General features: G+C 59.7%; 16 protein-coding genes and 10 pseudogenes. 16 read left to right on the forward strand and 10 right to left on the reverse strand.

Annotation, left to right across the window (positions count from 1 at the left end):
- Positions 1-67 precede the first annotated feature (67 nt).
- The 3 pseudogenes from BRA1417_RS43825 to BRA1417_RS40045 all read left to right on the forward strand — a co-directional run.
- Positions 68-271, forward strand: a pseudogene (locus BRA1417_RS43825) (TauD/TfdA dioxygenase family protein); the annotation flags it as partial.
- Between the two features lie 87 nt (positions 272-358).
- Positions 359-1,219, forward strand: a pseudogene (locus BRA1417_RS42510) (IS21 family transposase); the annotation flags it as partial.
- Positions 1,216-1,560: pseudogene (locus tag BRA1417_RS40045) on the forward strand (ATP-binding protein); the annotation flags it as partial. The pseudogenes BRA1417_RS42510 and BRA1417_RS40045, both read left to right, overlap by 4 nt.
- A gap of 34 nt (positions 1,561-1,594) precedes the next feature.
- Here BRA1417_RS40045 and BRA1417_RS46195 read toward each other — a convergent pair.
- The 3 genes from BRA1417_RS46195 to BRA1417_RS0111135 form a co-directional block, all read right to left on the reverse strand.
- Positions 1,595-1,966 (reverse strand): helix-turn-helix domain-containing protein, encoded by a 372-nt coding sequence (locus tag BRA1417_RS46195; protein ID WP_371260018.1) that lies wholly within the window; start codon positions 1,964-1,966, stop codon positions 1,595-1,597.
- 116 nt (positions 1,967-2,082) lie between these two features.
- Positions 2,083-3,663 carry a recombinase family protein gene (locus BRA1417_RS40050; RefSeq protein WP_084462187.1) on the reverse strand — a complete coding sequence of 527 codons (1,581 nt, stop codon included), beginning with the start codon at positions 3,661-3,663 and terminating at the stop codon, positions 2,083-2,085.
- Positions 3,644-3,832 carry a hypothetical protein gene (locus tag BRA1417_RS0111135; protein WP_027515839.1) on the reverse strand — a complete coding sequence of 63 codons (189 nt, stop codon included), beginning with the start codon at positions 3,830-3,832 and terminating at the stop codon, positions 3,644-3,646. The genes BRA1417_RS40050 and BRA1417_RS0111135 overlap by 20 nt, the downstream gene beginning before the upstream one ends.
- Positions 3,833-4,135: 303 nt before the next feature.
- Between BRA1417_RS0111135 and BRA1417_RS40055 the strand changes: the two are divergent.
- Positions 4,136-4,612: pseudogene (locus BRA1417_RS40055) on the forward strand (ATP-binding protein); the annotation flags it as partial.
- Between the two features lie 170 nt (positions 4,613-4,782).
- Here the strand turns inward: BRA1417_RS40055 and BRA1417_RS43830 are convergent.
- Positions 4,783-4,910, reverse strand: a pseudogene (locus tag BRA1417_RS43830) (transposase); the annotation flags it as partial.
- 958 nt (positions 4,911-5,868) lie between these two features.
- Here BRA1417_RS43830 and BRA1417_RS43835 point away from each other — a divergent pair.
- The 7 genes and pseudogenes from BRA1417_RS43835 to BRA1417_RS0111185 all read left to right on the forward strand — a co-directional run bounded on the left by BRA1417_RS43835 (position 5,869) and on the right by BRA1417_RS0111185 (position 10,834).
- A complete protein-coding gene (locus BRA1417_RS43835; RefSeq protein ID WP_156948678.1) occupies positions 5,869-6,045 on the forward strand; it encodes a hypothetical protein in 177 nt (58 codons plus the stop codon).
- A 265-nt stretch (positions 6,046-6,310) separates the two neighbouring features.
- Positions 6,311-6,682, forward strand: coding sequence for a hypothetical protein (locus BRA1417_RS46200; RefSeq protein WP_371259986.1), 372 nt, complete (start codon positions 6,311-6,313; stop codon positions 6,680-6,682).
- 672 nt (positions 6,683-7,354) lie between these two features.
- Positions 7,355-7,777, forward strand: coding sequence for a transposase (locus BRA1417_RS0111160; RefSeq protein WP_027515869.1), 423 nt, complete (start codon positions 7,355-7,357; stop codon positions 7,775-7,777).
- On the forward strand, positions 7,774-8,127 hold the full coding sequence (gene tnpB / locus BRA1417_RS0111165) for an IS66 family insertion sequence element accessory protein TnpB (protein ID WP_027515870.1): 354 nt from the start codon (positions 7,774-7,776) through the stop codon (positions 8,125-8,127). Before BRA1417_RS0111160 ends, tnpB begins: the two co-directional genes overlap by 4 nt.
- Before the next feature lie 62 nt (positions 8,128-8,189).
- Positions 8,190-9,760, forward strand: a pseudogene (locus BRA1417_RS46205) (IS66 family transposase); the annotation flags it as partial.
- A 268-nt stretch (positions 9,761-10,028) separates the two neighbouring features.
- A complete protein-coding gene (locus BRA1417_RS41720; RefSeq protein WP_245286352.1) occupies positions 10,029-10,250 on the forward strand; it encodes a transposase in 222 nt (73 codons plus the stop codon).
- 344 nt (positions 10,251-10,594) lie between these two features.
- Entirely contained in the window at positions 10,595-10,834 is a 240-nt protein-coding gene (locus BRA1417_RS0111185) for a hypothetical protein (RefSeq protein WP_027515874.1), read from the forward strand.
- A gap of 167 nt (positions 10,835-11,001) precedes the next feature.
- On the opposite strand, the gene BRA1417_RS0111190 is transcribed toward BRA1417_RS0111185, so the two are convergent.
- Both BRA1417_RS0111190 and BRA1417_RS45505 read right to left on the reverse strand, forming a co-directional pair.
- On the reverse strand, positions 11,002-12,447 hold the full coding sequence (locus tag BRA1417_RS0111190; protein WP_027515875.1) for a CoA-binding protein: 1,446 nt from the start codon (positions 12,445-12,447) through the stop codon (positions 11,002-11,004).
- A gap of 570 nt (positions 12,448-13,017) precedes the next feature.
- Positions 13,018-13,182, reverse strand: a pseudogene (locus BRA1417_RS45505) (IS630 family transposase); the annotation flags it as partial.
- Between the two features lie 93 nt (positions 13,183-13,275).
- Here BRA1417_RS45505 and BRA1417_RS44710 point away from each other — a divergent pair.
- Positions 13,276-13,989, forward strand: coding sequence for a helix-turn-helix domain-containing protein (locus BRA1417_RS44710; RefSeq protein WP_198034815.1), 714 nt, complete (start codon positions 13,276-13,278; stop codon positions 13,987-13,989).
- A gap of 96 nt (positions 13,990-14,085) precedes the next feature.
- Complete coding sequence (locus tag BRA1417_RS44715) at positions 14,086-14,418, forward strand: transposase (RefSeq protein WP_198034917.1); 333 nt, start codon at positions 14,086-14,088, stop codon at positions 14,416-14,418.
- 26 nt (positions 14,419-14,444) lie between these two features.
- Here the strand turns inward: BRA1417_RS44715 and BRA1417_RS40080 are convergent.
- Both BRA1417_RS40080 and BRA1417_RS43840 read right to left on the reverse strand, forming a co-directional pair.
- A pseudogene (locus BRA1417_RS40080) lies at positions 14,445-15,384 on the reverse strand (IS630 family transposase); the annotation flags it as partial.
- 351 nt (positions 15,385-15,735) lie between these two features.
- The gene (locus tag BRA1417_RS43840) at positions 15,736-15,972 is read right to left on the reverse strand and encodes a hypothetical protein (protein WP_156948679.1); all 237 of its coding nucleotides are present in this window, start codon (positions 15,970-15,972) and stop codon (positions 15,736-15,738) included.
- Here BRA1417_RS43840 and BRA1417_RS46210 point away from each other — a divergent pair.
- Both BRA1417_RS46210 and BRA1417_RS46215 read left to right on the forward strand, forming a co-directional pair.
- Positions 15,971-16,114: pseudogene (locus BRA1417_RS46210) on the forward strand (transposase); the annotation flags it as partial. The gene BRA1417_RS43840 and the pseudogene BRA1417_RS46210 overlap by 2 nt on opposite strands.
- A gap of 51 nt (positions 16,115-16,165) precedes the next feature.
- Positions 16,166-16,453: pseudogene (locus tag BRA1417_RS46215) on the forward strand (transposase); the annotation flags it as partial.
- Positions 16,454-16,607: 154 nt separating this feature from the next.
- On the opposite strand, the gene BRA1417_RS42525 reads toward BRA1417_RS46215, so the two are convergent.
- Positions 16,608-17,126, reverse strand: a complete 519-nt coding sequence (locus tag BRA1417_RS42525; RefSeq protein WP_084462190.1) for a GNAT family N-acetyltransferase — start codon at positions 17,124-17,126, stop codon at positions 16,608-16,610.
- Positions 17,127-17,375: 249 nt separating this feature from the next.
- Between BRA1417_RS42525 and BRA1417_RS42530 the strand changes: the two genes are divergently transcribed.
- A complete protein-coding gene (locus tag BRA1417_RS42530; protein WP_084462191.1) occupies positions 17,376-17,864 on the forward strand; it encodes a GNAT family N-acetyltransferase in 489 nt (162 codons plus the stop codon).
- A 91-nt stretch (positions 17,865-17,955) separates the two neighbouring features.
- Here BRA1417_RS42530 and BRA1417_RS0111215 read toward each other — a convergent pair whose 3' ends face one another.
- Positions 17,956-19,077, reverse strand: coding sequence for an IS3 family transposase (locus tag BRA1417_RS0111215; protein WP_084462192.1), 1,122 nt, complete (start codon positions 19,075-19,077; stop codon positions 17,956-17,958).
- Between the last annotated feature and the right edge of the window lie 442 nt (positions 19,078-19,519).

The following is a 19,519-nucleotide window of genomic DNA, read 5'->3' on the forward strand; positions in this document are numbered from 1 at the left end:
GGCAATCCATCAAAACCGCCGGCGTGCGAAGAAAATCGCGCTTACGTTCGATTTGCTGCAGGCTCATATCGCCGCGCCCGAAAACACTGTGCGCTGGAACTGGAAGGCAGGCGATCTCGCGATCTGGGACAATCGAGCTACCCAGCATGATGCAGTAACTGATTACGGCGATCAGCATCGCGTCGTTCGCCGCGCCACCGTCCATGGCGACGTGCCAGTCAGCGTCGACGGCCGGCACAGCAGCATTATGCGGGTCAAGACGACCAAATAGTCGCCCGCGACCATCGCGTAAATACGCATTCACGAGTTCGTCCTCTCGTCGGCCCCGAGGAAGCTGAGGTGCCCAGGTTCAGTGACGAGGGACGATCTGCCCCGGCGGTACGAGGACCTCTGCGCCCACTACGGCATGCGGCCTTCCCGCAACAATCGCGGCATCGCCCACGAGAACGGGGCGATCGAGAGCTCGCATGGCCATCTCAAGCCCACGATCGCCGATGCGCTGCTGTTGCGCGGCACTGCCGACTTCGATGATCTCGCCGCCTATCGCGGCTTCATCGACGAGATCGCCGCAATGCCCGGAACACCAAACGCATCGACCACGAGCGCGCCACCCTGCCGGCGCTGCCAGATCGCCGCACCTCGGATTACGAGGAGGTGATTGTCCGCGTGACCTCAAGCGGCGGCTTCACCTTGCGCAAGGTGTTCTACACCGTGCCGTCGCGTTTGATCGGGCACCAACTGCGGGTGCGCCTTTACGACCATCGTCTGGACGTGTTCGTCGGCGGCACCCATCTCGTCACTTGCCGCGTGGGCGGCCGCATCCCAACGGCAAGCACGACCACGTCGTCGATTATCGGCACGTGATCCATTCCTTGCGGCGCAAGCCACTGGCGCTGCTCAATCTCGTCTACCGTGATCGGCTGTTCCCGCGTGATGCCTATCGCCGAACCTTCGATCGCTTGCGCGAACGGCTGCCGGACAAGAAGGCCTGCCGGCTCATGGTCGATCTGCTCGCACTGGCCCATGAGCGCGGCTGCAAGGCCGAACTCGCCGATCAGCTCGCGGCTGACCTTAACGCTGGCCAACTGCCCGACCTCGGACGGCTGTGCGCTTACTTGCGCCCGATCCGGCCTGCATGCCGCAGCTCGTGGTGCAGCTCGCCCCGCTCGCCAGCTATGAGTGCCTCATCGGTGCCGGCGAGATCGGAGGTGCCGCATGAGCATGGCCAACACAGTCGACACCGCGCGCCTCAATCTGTCGCTCAACGAGTTGCGGCTGCCCGCCATTAAGGTGCTGTGGCCGCAATTTGCCGAGCAGTCCGACAAGGAAGGCTGGCCGGCGGCCCGCTTCCTCGCCACCATTGCCGAGCACGAGATCGCCGAACGCGGTCGCCGCCGGGTCGAGCGCCACCTCCTCGAGGCGCGGCTGCCCGCTGGAAAGACCTTCGACAACTTCGACTTCGAGGCTGTGCCGATGATCTCCAAGGCGCAGGTGGCCGCGCTCGCCGCCGGCGATAGTTGGCTCGGCAAGGGCGCCAATCTGCTGCTGTTCGGCCCGCCCGAGTCCGATTCATACTGCCCACCTCGCTATGCCATTATAGTTCAAGCTCTCTTTGGCGCAGATCGCCAGACGACGGGCGCCGGACACGCCGCGCCTGCGCGGCATTCCTGACCTCGGGGTGCTCCAGGTCAGGCGCCTTAATCACCCAGGGTGCGCCCTTGCACAGCTGGTGCGCGGGCAAGCTTCGCTCCGCGATCAGGCGGCGAACCGTCGATGGGCTGACCTTCAACACAGCAGCGGCTTCGTCCAGAGTGATTTCTCCTCTCTCCATGCGTTCGCCTTCCCGGTAGGGCGCGATAGCTTGCTGGTTGCGCAAGTGGCGAACGCGGGCGCGGGTCCAGCTGTTACCCCGCCCCGTCGACTTGCCCGCTCGGTTGAGGACCGCTGCGATCGTGCCGTCGGGCATCTGGCGTGCCAGAACACGCACGAGATCGATGACATCTGCGGATGTGCTCCAGCGATGTTGGCCCGTGCGGTTCTTTCTGGTCTTTAGCGCTGTGTGATCGCCGCCCTGCCAGTGGATCACAAGCTCAATTGCCGCATCGCCGACGCGTACAACGACTTCGTGGCTAAGGTTCGGATGATCCGCTTGCGCGTGGCAGGCGTCGCCCCAGGACTGTTCCAGGCCCGCTCCAAATCGGAGCCAAGCGCGAGCAACCGCTCGCGGTCCGCCTCGCTCAGAGGACTCTCCGGCTTGGCCAACAGTGCACCGCGCTCTTCCTCGAGCGCGCGGGCGGCCAGCAGGCGTTCATTCCAACGTCGCTCCAGCTCGCCGGCGACCAGGCGATTGTCGGGATCGACAGCCTCATATCGCCGACGAGCCCGAGTGGCCTCATAGCGCGCTTGCTCAAGAGCAAGTTCAAGTTGACTCAGCTTCTCGGCGTGCTCCCGGCCGCGGTCCTCCATGGCAGACAGCGCAGCTTGGACTCCGAGCGGCTGCAGGCGCGCGATGACTTCGGTGCTGATTGCGGCATCCACACGCAGGCCGCCGAACGAGATGCATGGCTCTCCGCCATGATTGATCTGGCTGCCGCGGCAATGATAGCGCCCGACGTTGCTGTGCGTGCCGCTGTAGGCAACGTGAAGTTTACGACCGCAGTGACCGCAACGAAGGAGCCCCGCAAGAAGGGCCTCACCGCAGCGGACCGAGCCACGACTCATGAAGCTCTTCCCATTGGCGTTATCGGCGATCAAACGCTGATTCCTCTCGAACTCCGCCCATGTAATGTAGCCCTCATGGTGGTCCTTGATCAAAACCTCCCAGTTGCTGCGCTCCCGGCGGAAGCCCCGCACGATTCTCTTGCGGCCGGCCTCGATCGTCACCCGACTGCCTGAACGCCCGAAGGCGTAGGTGCCAGCATAGATCGGATTGGTCAGGATGTGGCGGATCGTGTTGTAGACGGGTAACTTCCACTCGACGTGACGGCCCTCGGGGCCACGGCTGACTGCAGGCAAGGCGATTCGCTCTTGCCGTAACCATAGGTGGACCTGGCGCAGCGTCTGCATCTCGGCGAACTTGGCGAACACGAGTGTGAGCGCCTCCTGAATGCGTCGATCAGGATCCTTCTCGATCTGATCGTGGGAGACTTTGATATAGCCGATGGCAACGTTGAGGAAGAGCTCACCCCTGCGCGCCTTCTGCTTCAAGGCCTCAAGCGAGCGCTGCCGAAAGATCGACAGCTCCATCTCGCTCATTGTGCCCTTCATGCCGAGCAGAAGGCGATCATTGGGGTGGCGCGGATCGTAGACGCCATCCTCATCGACGATCAGCGTTCCAACGAGCCCGCAGAACTCCAGGAGCGTATGCCAGTCCCTGCCGTTGCGGGCCAGCCCAGAGGCCTCGATCGAGACCACAGCGCCAACTCGCCCTTCGCAAATCGCGGTGAGTAGCTTCTCGAACCCGGGACGCGCGGTGCCGCCACCAGAGCGACCGAGATCATCGTCGATCACGATCACCTCGCTCCAGCCCAGCTGGCGCGCACGGTCGGCCAAGCCGTACTGGCGGCGCTGGCTCTCTTTGTTGTTGATAACCTGGTCGGCCGTCGACTGACGAATGTAGACGGCGGCCTGGCGAGCAAGGTGCTCAGGCGTGATCTTGCTCACCGCTGTCCTCCCCGCTCACGTCGCGTGTCTCGGCCGCGCTGTCGGTGAGCGCTTCGGCCAGAAGCTCCTTTAAGAGCTCCAGCATCTGCTGGTGAGCTTCGATCGGAATGCTGCTGTATGTTGGAGGGTTCTCGAAAAGATCCCCCTGACGACGTGATGCGTCCGCCATGACCGCCTCCTCGCGAATGGGATGATTCCCTGGAAGAGGAGGCTAAGACCGCATCGACGAGAACGCGCACCTCCAGCAGACGATCCACCGGAAGCTGCGGATCAGCTATCACTCGGAAGGAAGCGGCGGCGGGAGCCGCCATCCATGCCGGCAGAAGCGTTAACGTGGCATCAGGCTGTCTGATAACAAAATGCGTCTCATCGCCGAGCCGCTTGCAGGCGACAACGACTGACGCTCCGCATCGCGGATGAAACGGGGAGAGGATCTCAATCTCGGATCCTAGACACCCGGCATTATGACGCTGGTTCGCCCGGCGGCGGCAAGAGTCACTTGGCGGCAGCCATCGGCCTGGCCCTTATCGAGAATGGATGGCGCGTCCTCTTCACCCGCACCACCGATCTCGTCCAGAAGCTCCAGGTGGCGCGGCGTGAGCTCAATCTCGAGGCCGCCATTAACCGCCTCGATCGCTTCGACCTCCTGATCTGCGATGATCTTGCCTACGTCACCAAGGACCAGGCCGAGACCAGCGTGCTGTTCGAGCTCATCAGCGCACGCTACGAGCGGCGTTCCATGCTGATCACCGCCAATCAGCCCTTCGGAGAGTGGAACAGGGTCTTCCCGGACCCTGCTATGACGCTCGCCGCCATCGATCGCCTCGTTCACCACGCCACCATCGTCGAGATGAACGTCGAAAGCTATCGCAGGCGCACCGCGCTCGGGTGGAAGCGCGGTCCAGGGCGACCATCCTCGCACACGACACCAAAAACACTCGCTGATTGACGCTCCGCGACAATCAGAGCGAACAAAACTCTTGCGCGCGACAATCATCGCGGCAATCATCACTTCGCCATCCTGATTGTCGCGCGCTTCCCATCTAGATTGTCGCGCTATACGCAGCGCTGCCAGGTCAAAACTCCGGAAGCCGCCACCCTTCACTGCGCCTTCTACGCCGTAACCTGATTGGGGTGGACGTCGAACTGCTCGGCCAGCTGAGCTATGTCCGGTCGCCCTTGACGGCGGCAGGCGCCACCTCCGCCTTGAAGGCCGGTGTGTGGTTCCGGCGTGCTCGTCTGTTAATCGTCGCTCCTGATTCGTAGGCATCAGCGTGCCCGCTGTCAGGCAGAAACTCCACCTATCGACCTGTTCAAATTTGCGGAGCCGGCTCTAGCAGCCCAATCGGGCTCAAAGCTGGCGAACGTAGCGCGAGCCATGGTTGGCGGATCCCGGAGCAACCTTCCTCTTTCCTCGTCGTAAACGTATTGATCGGTCCACAGCTCTCTTCGCAAGGTAAACCTCGCACTGTCGCACTGATTCAGCAGCCGCACTGCGCGGTTAAGATCCCCAACTTCAGTCGATCGAATGCCTGCCGTAGAGGTAGATCTTACCAAGAATGCCCGCAGCAGCCAATTTGATCGAGTGAATAGGTATGCACGAGCTGCCGCTAAGCGGAGCCTCTAGCCCCACCTCCGGCGCGAGAAGGGCGGTCGTGCTCGGCCAACGATTTGACCAGACGATGAAGGTGCGGAACTCGGTCGCGGCGGAACGGTTGCATGATCTCGGCCGCGCATCTGGCACACGTCACCTGCTTATGGGGCAGGGGGCATGTTCGGAATCGACTACAGAATGGACGCGCTGTCGTAGATCGTCTTCAAACGCTTCTTCATCGCACGCTGGTAGCTGACATCGCTTCCTCAGTCTGCCCTCTACAGCTGCTTCAGCCGCATCTCCGCCACCAACTATGCTCGTGCCTTTCTCCAACTGACACAGATCCCGAGCGCGTCGCGGCGTTGCAAAATAGGCCCGCAGCCGGGCCGCCGCTTAACTAGGTCAGCGTTTTCTTCGTTCGAAACATATCCGGCGGCGTCGGCGAGTTTGTCGGACCAAGTATGGGCGATGCAATGGCGATCGATGTCGTCAATTCCAGCCAGGATGCGCTCTTTCAATCTCGCTATCAGCAATCGCCAACTCGACCGCTTGCCGCCATCATGCGATGATCAAACGTTTCCTCCACTCAATCGCAAACGTGGAGTCCAGAAATGAACGTCCCGTTCCATGACTCCCAAGTTCATGGAATAGGTCGTATAGAGCTGGTCCTGTTTGCGGCCTCAGATCAACTCGATGATGAACCTCCCTATTTCTTGGAGGAGATTCCGGCGCTCAGGCTAGTTAGAGGTTACTTGAGGGTGATAGTCATGAAGGCGCCTCCTGTATGAGGTTGGGAGGACGAGGATCACAGACCCTGAAACTTTAGGAGTGGCTGTCTTGCAACGGCAGCAGAGACGACAGCACGAGAATGCGCCTGAGCGGCCGTCCCGCTACAGACCGCTCGTTTGGAGCCTCTCTGGCGCTGCCATCGCCGGATGGGCACGCGTTGCGAGCAAGTACGAAAAGCTCGACCGGCAATCGCAGCAGCATGACCTTCAACGGGATAAGCGGCCGGATTGTGCTCCACCTCTGCTGTTCGAAGGAGTTTAAAACATGGGTCTTGTCGGACTTCCCTTAGCTTACCGTGCAGCGTCAACTGTCGTTTTTGTTGGAAGGAACAGTCGCGGAAATTGGGTCGCGCGCGAACGAAATGGCGTTTTTGGCGGTCTGTTCGTGAGCCGCGCTCAAGCGTTCAAATACGCGATGTTTGAGAGTGGTAATCGTCCCGAAGCGATACTGGAGGTTCTACGCGAAATCGAACTCGATATTCCCGCTAGTCCGTACGCCCCTGTCACAAAACCTCCCAACCAAGCTGCCTCGGGGCAATTTGCCGGAATCGAATGGCTGAGCTCTGCCTCCACCGACGACCAGTCGCCGAACATCACGTTTGCCTTCACCGAACCGAGTTCAGTGTGGATCGATTAAATCGACGAGACCACGAGTCTCGATGCCTTTCTAAGAAGGCCCGAGTCTCCGCACAGCGACGTCACGTACGGTCCCGACTGCGGGCCGAGAGGCGACATGGGTATGCTCGAAATCAACACCGGCGTTCTTGGCGGAATGTCTCGGTCGACACCATGGACAAAGCCGCCCGTCTGAGCGCCGAGACCGTTGCTTTGAAGAAATGCCGCCAAACAAAGCGCCTGCGTGAGACGGCTGTTCACAATGGTGGATTCGCGCCAAGAAGCGCGTGGCGAAGTCAGCCAAATCGGGCCAAGTTTATGAGCCAAGAGTTTGCTTCGGAGTGCTAACGTTTTCGGTCGTTAGCGCTGTCCATGTGTACAGGCCGCCTTCCCGGAGGAAACCACTGTACGAGGAGCGCTGTCGGCGAGCTTTTCTCCGGCAGGAAGCTGAAAGCAGACCGTCTGGAACTTTCGTTGCGCAGCCAGGGCCGTCCTGCAGACTGGTGCGCGGCGAGCCACGCCGTGATGGTTGTGCAGGAGGTTTCGCCAAAGCTCAGCGGCGGGAGCGCTCTGGTAACTCCGGTGGTTTCGAAGATCGCCGCTCGGAGATGAGCGTAAGCGCTTAGCCGGAACCCTTGCTTCGGGATCGGTATAGCTGTGCGAAAGAAGCCTCCGGCTTGGACGGAGGTTTGGGATGGGATTGGACAGCAAAAAGGACGTCCATTTGGACGGCTCATCGGGAGGGCGGGTGAGCCGGCTGGAGGTGCTTGAAGGACCGTCGGGACGCCGCGTGCGTTCGGAGGCTGAGAGAGCTCGGATCGTGGCCGAGAGTCTACTACCGGGTGCCCAGGTGTCCGAGGTGGCGCGCAAGCACGGAGCAACGCGCTGGCAGATTTACGATTGGCGACGACGCTTTCGACAGCGAGGCATGTTGGCGCCGTGCGAGGCGTCGCAGTCGACATTCGCGCCGCTGGTCGTGGAAGGCGCGTTGCAGGAGCGTCAGGTTCCGGCGATCAAGCTTGAGATCGCGATTGGCGATGTCGTGCTGCGGACGGACCCCGCCATAGATGGCGAGCAGCTGTGCCGGGTGATCCGCGCAGTGCGAGCGTCACGATGATCGCGGCCGGTGCCGATCTGAAGATTTACATCGCGACGCGGCCCATCGACTTCCGCTGTGGCCACGATGGACTTGCGGCGAAGGTGCAGGAGATGCTTCGCCTCGACCCGTTCAGCGGCGCAGCCTTCGTGTTCCGATCGAAACGAGCGGACCGGATCAAGATCTTGGTCTGGGATCGAACGGGCCTGGTGTTAGTTCACAAGCGCCTCGAAGGCTGCAAGTTCGTTTGGCCAACGATCGCAGACGGCCTGATGCGCATATCGCCAGCGATGTTCGTAGCCCTCTTCGAGGGTCTGGATTGGAGGTTGGTGCGCCCGGAAGAAGCGCGGCGTCCCCAGGCGGCTGGATAACTGCGGCAGATTGACTCGGGAGCTATTTTGAACGTGGCACGCGCCGTGACGATGTGCTCGAAATAGCGCATGAGCATTGCGGCGCTGCGCAACGAAAACGAACGCCTGAAGGCGCTTTTGGGCAAACGCAGGCTGCCTTGAGCGAGCATCAGGCGGCACTGGCGACGTCGGAAGAGGCGCGGCGTCGGTTGGAGGTTGGAGGTCATTCTCGGCGAATTGCGACGCGAGAAGTTCGGCGCGAAATCCGAGAAGCTGCGGCCAAGTCAGTATCACTTGCCGCTGGAAGACGTGGAGATCGCGCAAGGCATCCTGGACGCGGCGCAGGAGAGAGCCGAGGCTGTGATCCAGGGTGGATCGCGGAGCGTGCCGGAAGGTTCTCATCGCAATCGCGGCTGCTTGCCTGCCCATTTGCCTCGAGTGAACGCATCATCGAGCCTGCGAGCACGCTTGTCCGTGCGGTTGCGGCGCCATGACGAAGATCGGCGAGGACGTCAGCAAACGTCTCGACGTGATCCCGGCGCAATGGCGCGTGCTGGTCACGCGCCGCCCGAAATACATCTGTCACCACTGCTCGGGCCCTGTCGTGCAGGCCCACGCGCCGGAGCACGTCGTGCCCAGTGTGCTGCCGACCGAAGCGGCCATTGCGAACGTGATCGTCTCCAAGTTTGGCGACCATACGCCGTTTTACCGTCAGGCCTAGATCTATGCGCGCCAGGGGATCCGGCTTGATCGGGCGACACTGGGCAACTGGTCCAGCCGCGCCTGCTTCCATCTTCAGCCGATCGCGGACCACATGCGCCGCCGCCTGGCCATGGCGGATCGTCTGTTCATGGACGAAACCACGGCGCCGGTGCTCGATCCCGGGCGAGGCCAAACGAAGAAGGGCTACTTCTGGGCGATCGTCTCCGACGGCCGCGGCCACAGCGGCCCAAGTCCTCCGATCGTGCTGTTCCGATATGCCCCCGGTCGCAGCGGTGCCTTTGCTGAGCAGTTCCTGGGTGGCTTTGGCGGACTCTTCCTGCAATGCGATGCCTATGACGGTTATGACCGGCTGACCGAAGTCGTTCGACCGCAAGGACCATGGACACTCGTGGATTGCTGGAGCCATTTGCGCCGGCGCTTCGTCAATTGGCCCGTAACAGCAAGTCACCGATCGCCGCGGCAGCTGTTCGGCACATCGCGCAGCTTTACGCCATCGAAGCCACGGTGCGCGGCTCATCGCCGGACATCCGGTTGGCCACGCGCAAAGAGCACTCGCTGCCCATGGTCGCCGCGTTAAAGTCGTGGTTCGAGAAACAGCTGTCGATGATCTCCGGCGGTTCGACGCTCGCCGGGGATATCCGCTATGCGCTCAATCATTGGCAGGGGCTGACCCGCTTCCTCGAAGACGGGCGTCTCCAGCTCGACACCAACCCGGTCGAGACCGCCATCCGGCCAGTCTGCCTGACCAGGAAAAACGCTCTCTTCGCCGGTCATGAGGTCGGGGCTGAAAATTGGGCCTTGCTTGCGTCGCTCGTCGCTACCTGCAAGCTCAACGACATCAACCCGGCCGCCTACATCGCCGAAACACTCGAGGCCATCATCGACGGCCATCCCCATAGCCGTCTAAGACCTCATGCCGTGGCGATTCCGCAAAACGTCAGCCAGCCTCAATAGGGTTGCGGATAAGCGCTTACAGATGAGCAGGGACCGGAATGACAGCGGCGAAGATTAGGGCGGATGTCTCTGCCGTCCCACAACTGTCGGTTTGGATAAGGAGTTCCTCAAGCCGCTGATCCAGGCTGCGGTACAAGAGACGCTTGAAGCTGAGATGACGGAGACGCTTGGCGCGGAGAAAGGCGGAGTAAGGGGAGCGCACCGAAGCGCGGCTTGGCTATCGTCGCTGCTACACCCGCTCACTGATCACTCGGGCTGCCAAGTTCGAGCTGAAGGTGCCCAGGATTGCCAGGGGGCGGTCCTCGACCAAGCTGCTCGAGCGCTATCAGCGTTCGGAGAAGGCGCTGGTGGCGGCGTGGTCCGACATGTACGTGCAAGGCGTCTCGACGCAGAAGGTGAAGCAGGTCACGCAGGAACTTGGGGGGCATGCCTTCTCGGCCTACAAAAGCGCCTGGATGCGTCGGTGAAGGTGCGGCCGCGGCAATCAGCATGGAACTGCGCCCTAACCAGCTTGCCGCGCTTATTGAAAGCTGAAGGAACGGTTCCGCTACGTGATTCTGAACTCCCGGTATGAGCGCGCTACTAGATCTATGACCGGCGCGACCTCGCGGAGGTACGGTGCGGTCGGGCCGCCTGGGGAAGAAAAGCGAGCGTTGTTGATCGCGATTGGCGTTGGCTGAGAAGGCACCCGTCTCGCTGTCGAGCTTTCAGTGACAGTCCTGTTCCAAGTGAACGCGTTTTCACATTCTAGAATTCTGAGGTCTTCATCGCCTCCCGCTCATTCCAGCTGAGGAGATTCAGCGCAGAGTATTTGCGCAATGCGCCCGACTACGTGCCGCGTAAGGTCGATGACAATTGCCCGCTCAAGCAGCGCTGGATGCATGACCGGCCCTGCGTTGCAGAGGTGTCGCGATCTCGCCAGCACATGAAGTCGACGAACATGCTGGAGCGGCTAGGACTGACGAACCTATGCGGTGCGAAGCCCAATGTCAAGATCTGTCTGCGGCTCGTCCAGGCCCTGACCGTCGACCGCCACTGGGCGTGGCTCTAGGACTATTGTTAGGTGAACATGGATCCGACCCGATGATCGACTTTGCTGAAGCCGATTATCTTCGTCGCGTTCAAGGGCAAACTCGGTCGTGCTCATCGACCCGTGACAAAGAGGAACGTAGCCCTTCCTCATTGCTGAACCTGCCGCTTGCTTTTCGGCAGCTCCGGTCAAGACGCTAAGGCATGCCACGCGATCACTTTGCCCAGGGCTCGAACCGAGACCGCCGTACCTTGCAAAATCGCTCGACCGGCGAACATGGGCGGGCCTCTATTAATCTCTATGTCGCGATAGGGTCCGGTCATTTGGGAGACCGGCATAACAATAACTTCCGGATACTGTGCCATTAGCTGACTGAGAGCGAGGCCAACCGGAGACTCGTCTTCGATGCTCATCGGCAGGTCCTTGCCCCAGATAAGGATGTCGAACTCACCGCTCCGTCCGAGCAGCTGCATGCAACGGATCAGGATTTCAGTATCAAAAGCACTCTGAGCACTCAGATCTAGCGGATTGAAGCAGTTCGAAAATCTCGGAAGAACCTCTGCCAGTTGCATGCGCAATTCGTTGGAGAATGAAGCCAGTTTCAAGCTGCGCGTCGACAAGATCAGGTCGGCCATGATATTGCCCATTCCGCCTGAAAAACTTGCAAATGCTACGCGATTGCCACGCGGCCTGCGGCACGCGTTGAATGCCACGACGGTTTCGACCAAGTCCTCGGCGGAATCAACCGTGATCACGCCTAGGTCGTCCAACAAACGGATGTCACGTTCGTAGGTGTTCGCGGCCTCTGTTGCCGTATGTCGGTTTATTCCCTTTCGCACCTCGGGATGAGCGCCGACGCGCAACATAATGACCGGCTTTCCTTGTTGCCTTGCGCGCGTGCAGGCAATGGCGAAGTTTTCTGGATCCTTAATGCCCTCGCAGTAGCTAACGATAACTTTTGTTTGCACATCGTCAGCGAAAAAATCGATTAGTTCAGCTGTCGTGACGCTGACTTCGTTACCAGTGGTCGCGATCTTGCTGATCCCAATACCCCTTCCCATTAGCGGATGCATCATCGTGATCATCTGTCCGCTCTGAAAGACACCACTAACGGCTCCTGGCACGATTTCGGGTGTCTTGCTGTCTCCTACGGCAATTATCGGCCGGTGTAGATTGATCACTCCTAGAGTATTGGGACCGATCACGACTGGTGTCGTCGAGTCATTTGCCCAACGCTGAATTTGCTGCTGCCTTGTGCGACCTTCCTCAGAGTCGAGTTCCGCGAATCCGCTCGATATGATTTGTGCGACACCGACCAATTGTTGCTTGCATTCTTCTAGCAAAGCAAGAATGTTCTCGGCCCGAACACATAGCACGGCAAGGTCGATGTGGAAGGGAACATTTGAGATGGAGCTGTAGCAGTCCACGTCGTCGACCTTTGCGTAGTTCGGGTTAACTGCAGCAATCTTTCCAGCAAAGCCGGAAGACACAATACTGTTAAGGATATTTTTCGCGAGGCTCGGTTTCGGTGAGGCACCGATCACGGCAACTCCGTCCGGTTCGAAGAGGGATCGAAGATTACGTTTAACATTGGTGGTATCGAGCTTGTCAGACTTCTGCGCGTGTGAATACATCCCGCTCTCCTGTCACTGCATGTTTCCGGATTTCACATGGCAACTAATGTGCCAACGGAGCTATTAAGCTTCTGAGCCGTTTTGAGAGATGTTCGCCCCATAGGGATGCCGATTCTGCCCTACAGCCGCCCCGCTGTCAGAAAGTAGACAACGACCCGGGCCAAGTTGCGCGCGATAACGACAAATGCCGCGGCAATGCCTCAGCCGCGCTGGAGAGAATCCTCACCCTCATTGAAGCTTCTCCTGCAGGAGATCCGCTCAACTTGGTCTGCGAGACAGCTAGATTCTGGGAAAAGAATTTGGAGCAGTTCCGACCAGTGATCTATCCTCCGGGAGGGAACCACCTTCAAGGCTCGTGGTGGCAGATTAGAGTGTTTCGACCGTCCTGGCTGCGACTTTGCGCTAGCACTCTCGCGCCATTTCCGGACAAAGCGCGTGACGCCCATGCGGACTCTCTCGCGCTTCAAAGGCGCCGTTGAGAACTCCAAAAGGCGATTTTGCCATCGCACCCGCAAGACTCTGAGCCTCTTTCACGAGCTTGCAGAAAAACCTATTACCTCGTCACAGTGATTATGACTCTTTGGAAGTGGCGGGATAGGCGCCTGCCATTTTGGCGCGAGCCTTGTCTGTTGTGAACATCCATTTGACGCGGGAGCGGGCGGCATTTCGTTGTCGTTCCCAGGCGGTGATTTCGCGGCGCAGTCGCTTGGGGTGGTCGATCCTGCGATCGAGGCACTAGACGACCGATTCCGTGAAGTTGGCAGGCATGGAACGGGACGTTTGTTTGTGGATTCCTCGTTTGCGATTGACTGAACGAGGAGTTTCATCATGGCAGGATGGCGGCAAGCGGTCGAGTTGGCGATGACCAATGAGGAGATCGAAACGTTGACGGCTCTTTCGCGGTCGAGGACCGAACCGGCGCGCCGGGTGTCGCGGGCCGCGATGCTGCTTGCCTACCGCGAGACCCCGTCGTTCTTTGCGGTGGGACAAAGACTTGGTGCCCATCATCAGACGGTCCAGCGCTGCGTCGAGCGGGCGGTGGCTGACGGTGCATTGACTGCGCTCGACGAGCGCCCGCGACCGGGCAGGGAGCCGGTGATCACGCCGGAGGCCAAGGCGTGGCTGGTCTCTCTGGCGTGCGACAAGGCCAAGGAGCACGGCTATCCGCACGAATTGTGGACGACGCGGCTGCTGGCCCGCCATGCGCGCGAGCACGGACCGGGGGCCGGACATGAATGTCTCGCCCATCTGGTTCAGGGCACGGTGTGCAAGCTTCTCGGCCAGGAGGAAATCAAGCCGCACAAGGTGCGCTACTACCTTGAAAACCGCGACGCCGAGTTCGAGCAGAAAATGGCGGAGGTTCTGTATGTCTATCGCGAGGTCCAGGTCCTGAAAAAAGCCCGCCGCCAAGTCGAAGAAATCGGACAAACCGGTAGCGATCGTCTCCTACGACGAGAAGCCTGGAATCCAGGCCATCGCGACGACAGCGCCAGATCTGCCGCCCGTGCCGGGCGTGCATGCGACCTTCGCGCGCGATCATGAGTACAAACGTCACGGCACGCTCAGCCTGTTGGCGGGGATTGACCTGCTCACCGGGAAGGTCCACGCGCTCGTTAAAGACCGCCACCGTAGCCGTTCATCGAATTCCTCAAGCTCCTCGATGCCGCCTATCCGGCCGGGACCGCGATCAAGTTGATCCTCGACAATCATTCCGCACACATCTCGAGAGAAACCAGAGCCTGGCTCGACACACGACCGGCAGGCCGCTTCCAGTTTACCTTCACGCCCAAGCACGGCTCCTGGCTCAACCTCATCGAGGGCTTCTTCTCCAAGTTCGCCCGCTCCGTCCTGCGTCACATCCGGGTGACATCAAAGTATGAACTCAAAGAGCGCATCATGGCCGGAATCGACGACGTCAATCGCCATCCCGTCGTCCATACCTGGTCCTACAAACTCGCCGACGCCGCCTGATATGATTCGAACCAAGAAAACGCTGACCTAGCCCGCAGGACGCCGAGTTCGATTTCGATCATGTTGAGCCAGCTTGCGTGTTTTGGGGTGTATTGGAACTCGAGCCGTCGCAAAATCCGCCTGGCTTCGGCGGGCGGGAACGCCTGATAGAGGGCACCGCGGAGTGGGTCGATAAATTGTCCTGGACGACCCGGATGATCTCGGCGTTGGGATAATGGATGTCGACGAGATCACGCATGCATTGGGCGTAATCTCTTGCCGCTCGCCGCTCGGTGACCTTGACCTGCGCCAGGGACGATGCACGTCGAGGAGAACGAAGAGATTAACAGTGCCATTGCGACGATACTCATAAACGTAACGTTCGAGCCTGCGGGGCTTGGCCGGGATGGGCTGACGCGTTTCGCCGATGAGTTGCACCGGGCTTTCGTTGAAGCACACCACTGGCCGCCTGGAGTCGGGCGCCTCGGCATAGAGGTCGAGCACATCCTCCATGCGGGCGACGTATTCGCCGTCGACCTGCGGAATGCACCACATGTCTTTGCGCCAGGGCTTGAGGCCATTCTCGCCCAGGCGCCGCCGAACCGTCTCGTGCGACAGGCTCTTGTTCTCGGTGAGCTTGACCATCGGACCCGCCAGCAGCTTTAGCGTCCAGCGGGCACGGCCCTTTGGCGGACTGGCGCAGGCTGTCGCCACCAGCAAGGCTTCTTCCTTGCCCGTGAGTTTGCGTTCCGCCCGGGACGCGGCTCTTCGCTCAGCGCCCGCTCCAGATTGCCTTCCACGAAGCGTCGCTTTGTCCGGTACACGGTCGAGCCGCTCACGCCGACGCTCCTTGCGATCTCCTCGTCGCTGGTCTCGGCATCGGCGGCCAGCAGGAGCTTCCGGGACGCATGCTTGCCGGCGCTAAGCAGCGCCCTCACGTTCGGTGCGCTCGATTTGGCTGAGTTCGCCCCGATAGCGTACATTCATGGCGTGCCTCCTCGTTCGAGGCACCCACGAACAACTGAATCGGATGGCCGGCCTGAGTCCTTCGACAAAACCTTTCACGCCCACGCAGGGGCAGTATCTGGCTTTTGTCCACCTCTGTACCCGGCTGCATCGCAGGCCCCCGGCCGAAACCGACATGCAGGAATATTTCCTCGTCAGCCCGCCTTCGGTTCACCCGATGGTGCTGACGCTGGAACGCGCCGGCCTCATCAGACGGAAGCCAAGGACGCCTCGCAGCATCCTTGATCAAGCCAAATGCCTGCGCGAGCGCTTGGGGATGCGCTTACTTTGGCGGGTCGTTCGTCTCCTCTCGCAGAGCTGCGCTCGATGGCATCATCGCCGACCTTCTCGGCGCCAATGGATCACCGCAGCGGCCTCTCTGGAGAGCGGCTCTTCAATAGCTGCTAAAAATGGTTTTGTGGGGATAGTATGCAGGATCAGCAGGTATGCTGTTAGCTCTTCGATACGTGAGATCGAAAAATTGAGTGCCGGCTCCGCAAATTTGAACAGGACGATAAGTGGAGTTTCTGCCTGAAGGCGGCGATAATCGCCGTGAACAGGAGAGACCATGAACAGACGACCGCGCCGGAACCACACACCGGCGTTCAAGGCGAAGGTGGCGCTTGCCGCCGTCAAGGGCGACCGGACGATAGCTCAGCTTGCCGAGCAGTTCGACGTCCAGCCCAATCAGATTACGGCGTGGAAGGCGCAGCTGGAGGGTGGCGCTTGCGGAGTTTTTGGACCTGGCAGCGCTGCGCCGGCCTCGCAGTTCACCGGACAGGCTTTTACCGGCGTGCTCGCCGACAACGGCATCGCGATCAGCATGGACGGCAAGGGCGCATGGCGGGACAACGTGTTCGTCGAGCGGTTGTGGCGCAGCGTCAAATACGAGGAGGTGTACCTGCGGGCCTATGATAGCGTCAGCGAGGCGCGCAACTCGATCGGCCGATATCTCGACTTTTATAACAGCAGACGTCCCCATTCGAGTCTTGACGGCAGCACGCCGGATCAAGCCTACTTCAACCCGCTGCCGCTCCGCCTGGCAGCCTAACCCCGGCAGACGCTCCACTTATCGATGCGGAGATTCTGTTCAGACAACCGGGACCAGCTCAACGAGCATTGATCGGCAGTGCGGAGATTCCTCTCTCGCAACAACAGCGGACGTCATTCGCCCCACGGCAGCGCATGTGCGACCCTAATGCAAATCACAAGCGACGGGGGCGATCAGCTACGGTAATAAGCTTTTCAAAGATCAAAATGTCGGAATTCTTCCCGCCATTCGAGAAGATCTCTGGAAAGCAGCCGGCGCGTGAGAACCCATGTTTCTCTACGAAGGAAACAACGTCGGGCGTATCTTCAAATGTCATTGCCAAAACGCAGTGCAGATCAAGGATATTTGCTCGATTTAGAAGAGTACGGGCAAGCGCGCAGCCGACCCCCTTACGACGAGCGGAATGTTGAACATAGATTGACATCTCGGCTGTATGCCTGACGTCTTCCCTGACGCGATACGGCGTGAATGCCGCCCAACCAACCACGGCGCCATTATTTGCGCAAGTATACGCCTCAAGTCCTAAATGGGATTCGGTTATAAATTCGTCCATTTCCTTGACGCTCCAGGGACGCATTCCTTGCGTTGATTCCCTTGCGCGACATGCTGCGTTGTAGATCTCTGTCACGCTTGGGAGGTCACCTGCTCGTAACCGGCGCACTTGGTGCGACATCAGAGGTCCTCCAGTCTCATTTCGCTCTATGGATAGTTATCTGACTGCCGGTCTGCGAGCAACGTGGCAACCTACCAAATTCCCTAGCTTGTGCGGACATATGCGATTGTGGCTTGTTCCGCGTCTTCGCACGTAAACGACTGTTTTGATGCAGAAGACGAGAAAAGCAGCGGCGTGTGGACTCTTGGAGCGCATGGCGCGTTGCAGCGTCCAGCACGCACGCACAGACAAGAACGGACGGCCAAGCGAATGTTCCGACGCGCTACTTTTGCTGATGCCCACGATATCGCAAGGATCTACAATCAAGCGATCAAGCCGGGCATCTTTGCTATAAATCCAATCGCTCCAGACACTCACAACGAAAGGATCATCTGGCTGAAGGAACATCAAGATCCCTATCCAGTGTTCGTCTATGAGAACGAAAATCATAGAGTGATTGGCTGGTGCTCCTTGAGTAGATTTTCTCTGCGCCCCGAATATACAGGCGTCGCCGAGATATCCCGCTACATTGATGAGAGTCATCGAGGGAAAGGACTCGGCGGACTGATGCTTGCACATTTGATTGAAACGGCCGCCAATGTAGGACTGCGACTACTAGTCTCAAACGCATATGAAAGGAATATCGGAAGTATAAAAAGTATTGCTCCTGTCTTTCAGCGCGTCGCAGTGTTACATGAAGTGGCACGGGTGCACGGCGAGTGGCAGAACGTTGCATGGTTCTGGAATAAATTGCGTTGAGCCCTGATCTGCAAAGGGCCTGTGGAAGTTAGAGCCGGTCCCGATTGTCTGAACAAAAATTCCGCGTCGATAAGTGGAGACTCTGCCGGTGTTAGGCCGCCGCGCGGAGCGGAGGAAGATCGAAGTAGGCTTGATCCGGGGTGCGGTCGTCAAGGCTCGAATGTGGGCGACGGCGATTGTAGAAGTCGAAATATCGGCCGATCGAGTTACGAGCCTCGCTGACGCTTTCATAGGCTCGCAGATAGACCTCCTCGTATTTGACGCTCCGCCACAGCCGCTCAACGAACACGTTGTCCCGCCAGGCTCCTTTGCCATCCATGCTGATGGCGATGCCGTGGCTGGCAAGCAGACCGGTGAACGCCGCGCCCGTGAACTGCGAACCCTGGTCGGTGTTGAAGATTTCCGGCCTGCCATGACGAGCGAGAGCATCCTCCAACGTCTCGACGCAGAAGGCCGCCTCCATCGTTATCGACAGCCGCCACGACAAAACACGACGTGTCGCCCAGTCCAGCACCACGGCGAGATAGACGAAGCCGTGCGCCATCGGAATGTACGTGATGTCCATCGCCCAGACCTGGTTCGGCCGTGCAATCTCCAGGCCTCGCAGCAGATACGGATGGATCTTGTGGCCGGGCTCTGGCTTGGTAGTGCGCGGACGGCGATAAAGCGCCTCTATCCCCATCCGCAGCATCAGCGTCTTCACATGCCGGCGGCCGACCTTGCACCCCTGCAAAGCCAGCAGGCCTCGCAACATACGCGAACCGGCGAAGGGATACTCCAGGTGCAGCCGATCGAGACGCTGCATGATCTCGAGGTCCGCTGAAGAGACCTGACGCGGCAGATAGTACACGCTGCCGCGGCTAATCCTCAAAATCTCCGCCTGTTTCGTGATCGACAGATCGTGTTCACGGTCGATCATCGCTTTGCGCTCAGCAATCCCGCCTTGGTGAGCGCTCCTTCTCTCCAGCGTCAGTTCTCCGATCTTGGCGTGGAGCGACTTCACATCGACCGTCGGCGTGGCCGGCGTCCCGCCTCCCGATCCGAAAACGTCGGAAGCGCTGCCTTCAAGTTGCGATTTCCATGCTGTGATCTGATTGTGGTGCACATCGAAATGCTCGGCCAACTGGGCTATCGTCCGATCGCCTTTGACGGCGGCCAGAGCCACCTTCGCCTTGAAGGCCGGTGAGTGGTTCCGGCAGGGTCGTCTGCTCATGGTCTCTCCTGATTCGCGGGGCCTATCGTGCCCGCCGTCAGGCAGAAACTCCACTTAGCGTCCTGTGCAGATTTCCGGGATCGGCTCTGTTTGACGTCAGATTGCGGTGTGGATAGTGCAGCTCAAGCCGGAGTTCCGGAGAGTTTCGACCTGTCAGCGCTATCGAAAAGAGATCGCTGGATTGCACACCAGGGAGCTGAAGCTGCGAAGCGGCTCCGAAGGATTGGCGCGTCGATGGACATGACGATCACCTGGGTGCACAAGACCGCCAACGTTCTTGCGAACTGCCGAAGAGCTAGCACCCGAGGCAAACGAATGAACGCGTGTTGGATTAGATCCAGATGCCAAAGCCGAGCTGCGTTCGACGCGTTCATCGCGAGCTACACGCTGAATAAGAGAAGGCGTCGTCGGTAAACGTTGCCGGGTTGAATGTAGGCGGCCA

This window comes from Bradyrhizobium sp. WSM1417 (assembly GCF_000515415.1).
Taxonomy (GTDB): Bacteria; Pseudomonadota; Alphaproteobacteria; order Rhizobiales; family Xanthobacteraceae; genus Bradyrhizobium.

Bases quoted from the DNA above. Each gene is read 5' to 3' on its own strand.
- BRA1417_RS46195 (WP_371260018.1), bottom strand. From the start codon at position 1,966: ATGCCCGACGGCACGATCGCAGCGGTCCTCAACCGAGCGGGCAAGTCG.
- BRA1417_RS0111135 (WP_027515839.1), bottom strand. From the start codon at position 3,832: ATGGCGGACGCATCACGTCGTCAGGGGGATCTTTTCGAGAACCCTCCA.
- BRA1417_RS43835 (WP_156948678.1), top strand. From the start codon at position 5,869: ATGAACGTCCCGTTCCATGACTCCCAAGTTCATGGAATAGGTCGTATA.
- BRA1417_RS46200 (WP_371259986.1), top strand. From the start codon at position 6,311: ATGGGTCTTGTCGGACTTCCCTTAGCTTACCGTGCAGCGTCAACTGTC.
- BRA1417_RS0111160 (WP_027515869.1), top strand. From the start codon at position 7,355: ATGGGATTGGACAGCAAAAAGGACGTCCATTTGGACGGCTCATCGGGA.
- tnpB (WP_027515870.1), top strand. From the start codon at position 7,774: ATGATCGCGGCCGGTGCCGATCTGAAGATTTACATCGCGACGCGGCCC.
- BRA1417_RS0111190 (WP_027515875.1), bottom strand. From the start codon at position 12,447: ATGTATTCACACGCGCAGAAGTCTGACAAGCTCGATACCACCAATGTT.
- BRA1417_RS44710 (WP_198034815.1), top strand. From the start codon at position 13,276: ATGGCAGGATGGCGGCAAGCGGTCGAGTTGGCGATGACCAATGAGGAG.
- BRA1417_RS43840 (WP_156948679.1), bottom strand. From the start codon at position 15,972: ATGGTCTCTCCTGTTCACGGCGATTATCGCCGCCTTCAGGCAGAAACT.
- BRA1417_RS42525 (WP_084462190.1), bottom strand. From the start codon at position 17,126: ATGTCGCACCAAGTGCGCCGGTTACGAGCAGGTGACCTCCCAAGCGTG.
- BRA1417_RS42530 (WP_084462191.1), top strand. From the start codon at position 17,376: ATGTTCCGACGCGCTACTTTTGCTGATGCCCACGATATCGCAAGGATC.
- BRA1417_RS0111215 (WP_084462192.1), bottom strand. From the start codon at position 19,077: ATGAGCAGACGACCCTGCCGGAACCACTCACCGGCCTTCAAGGCGAAG.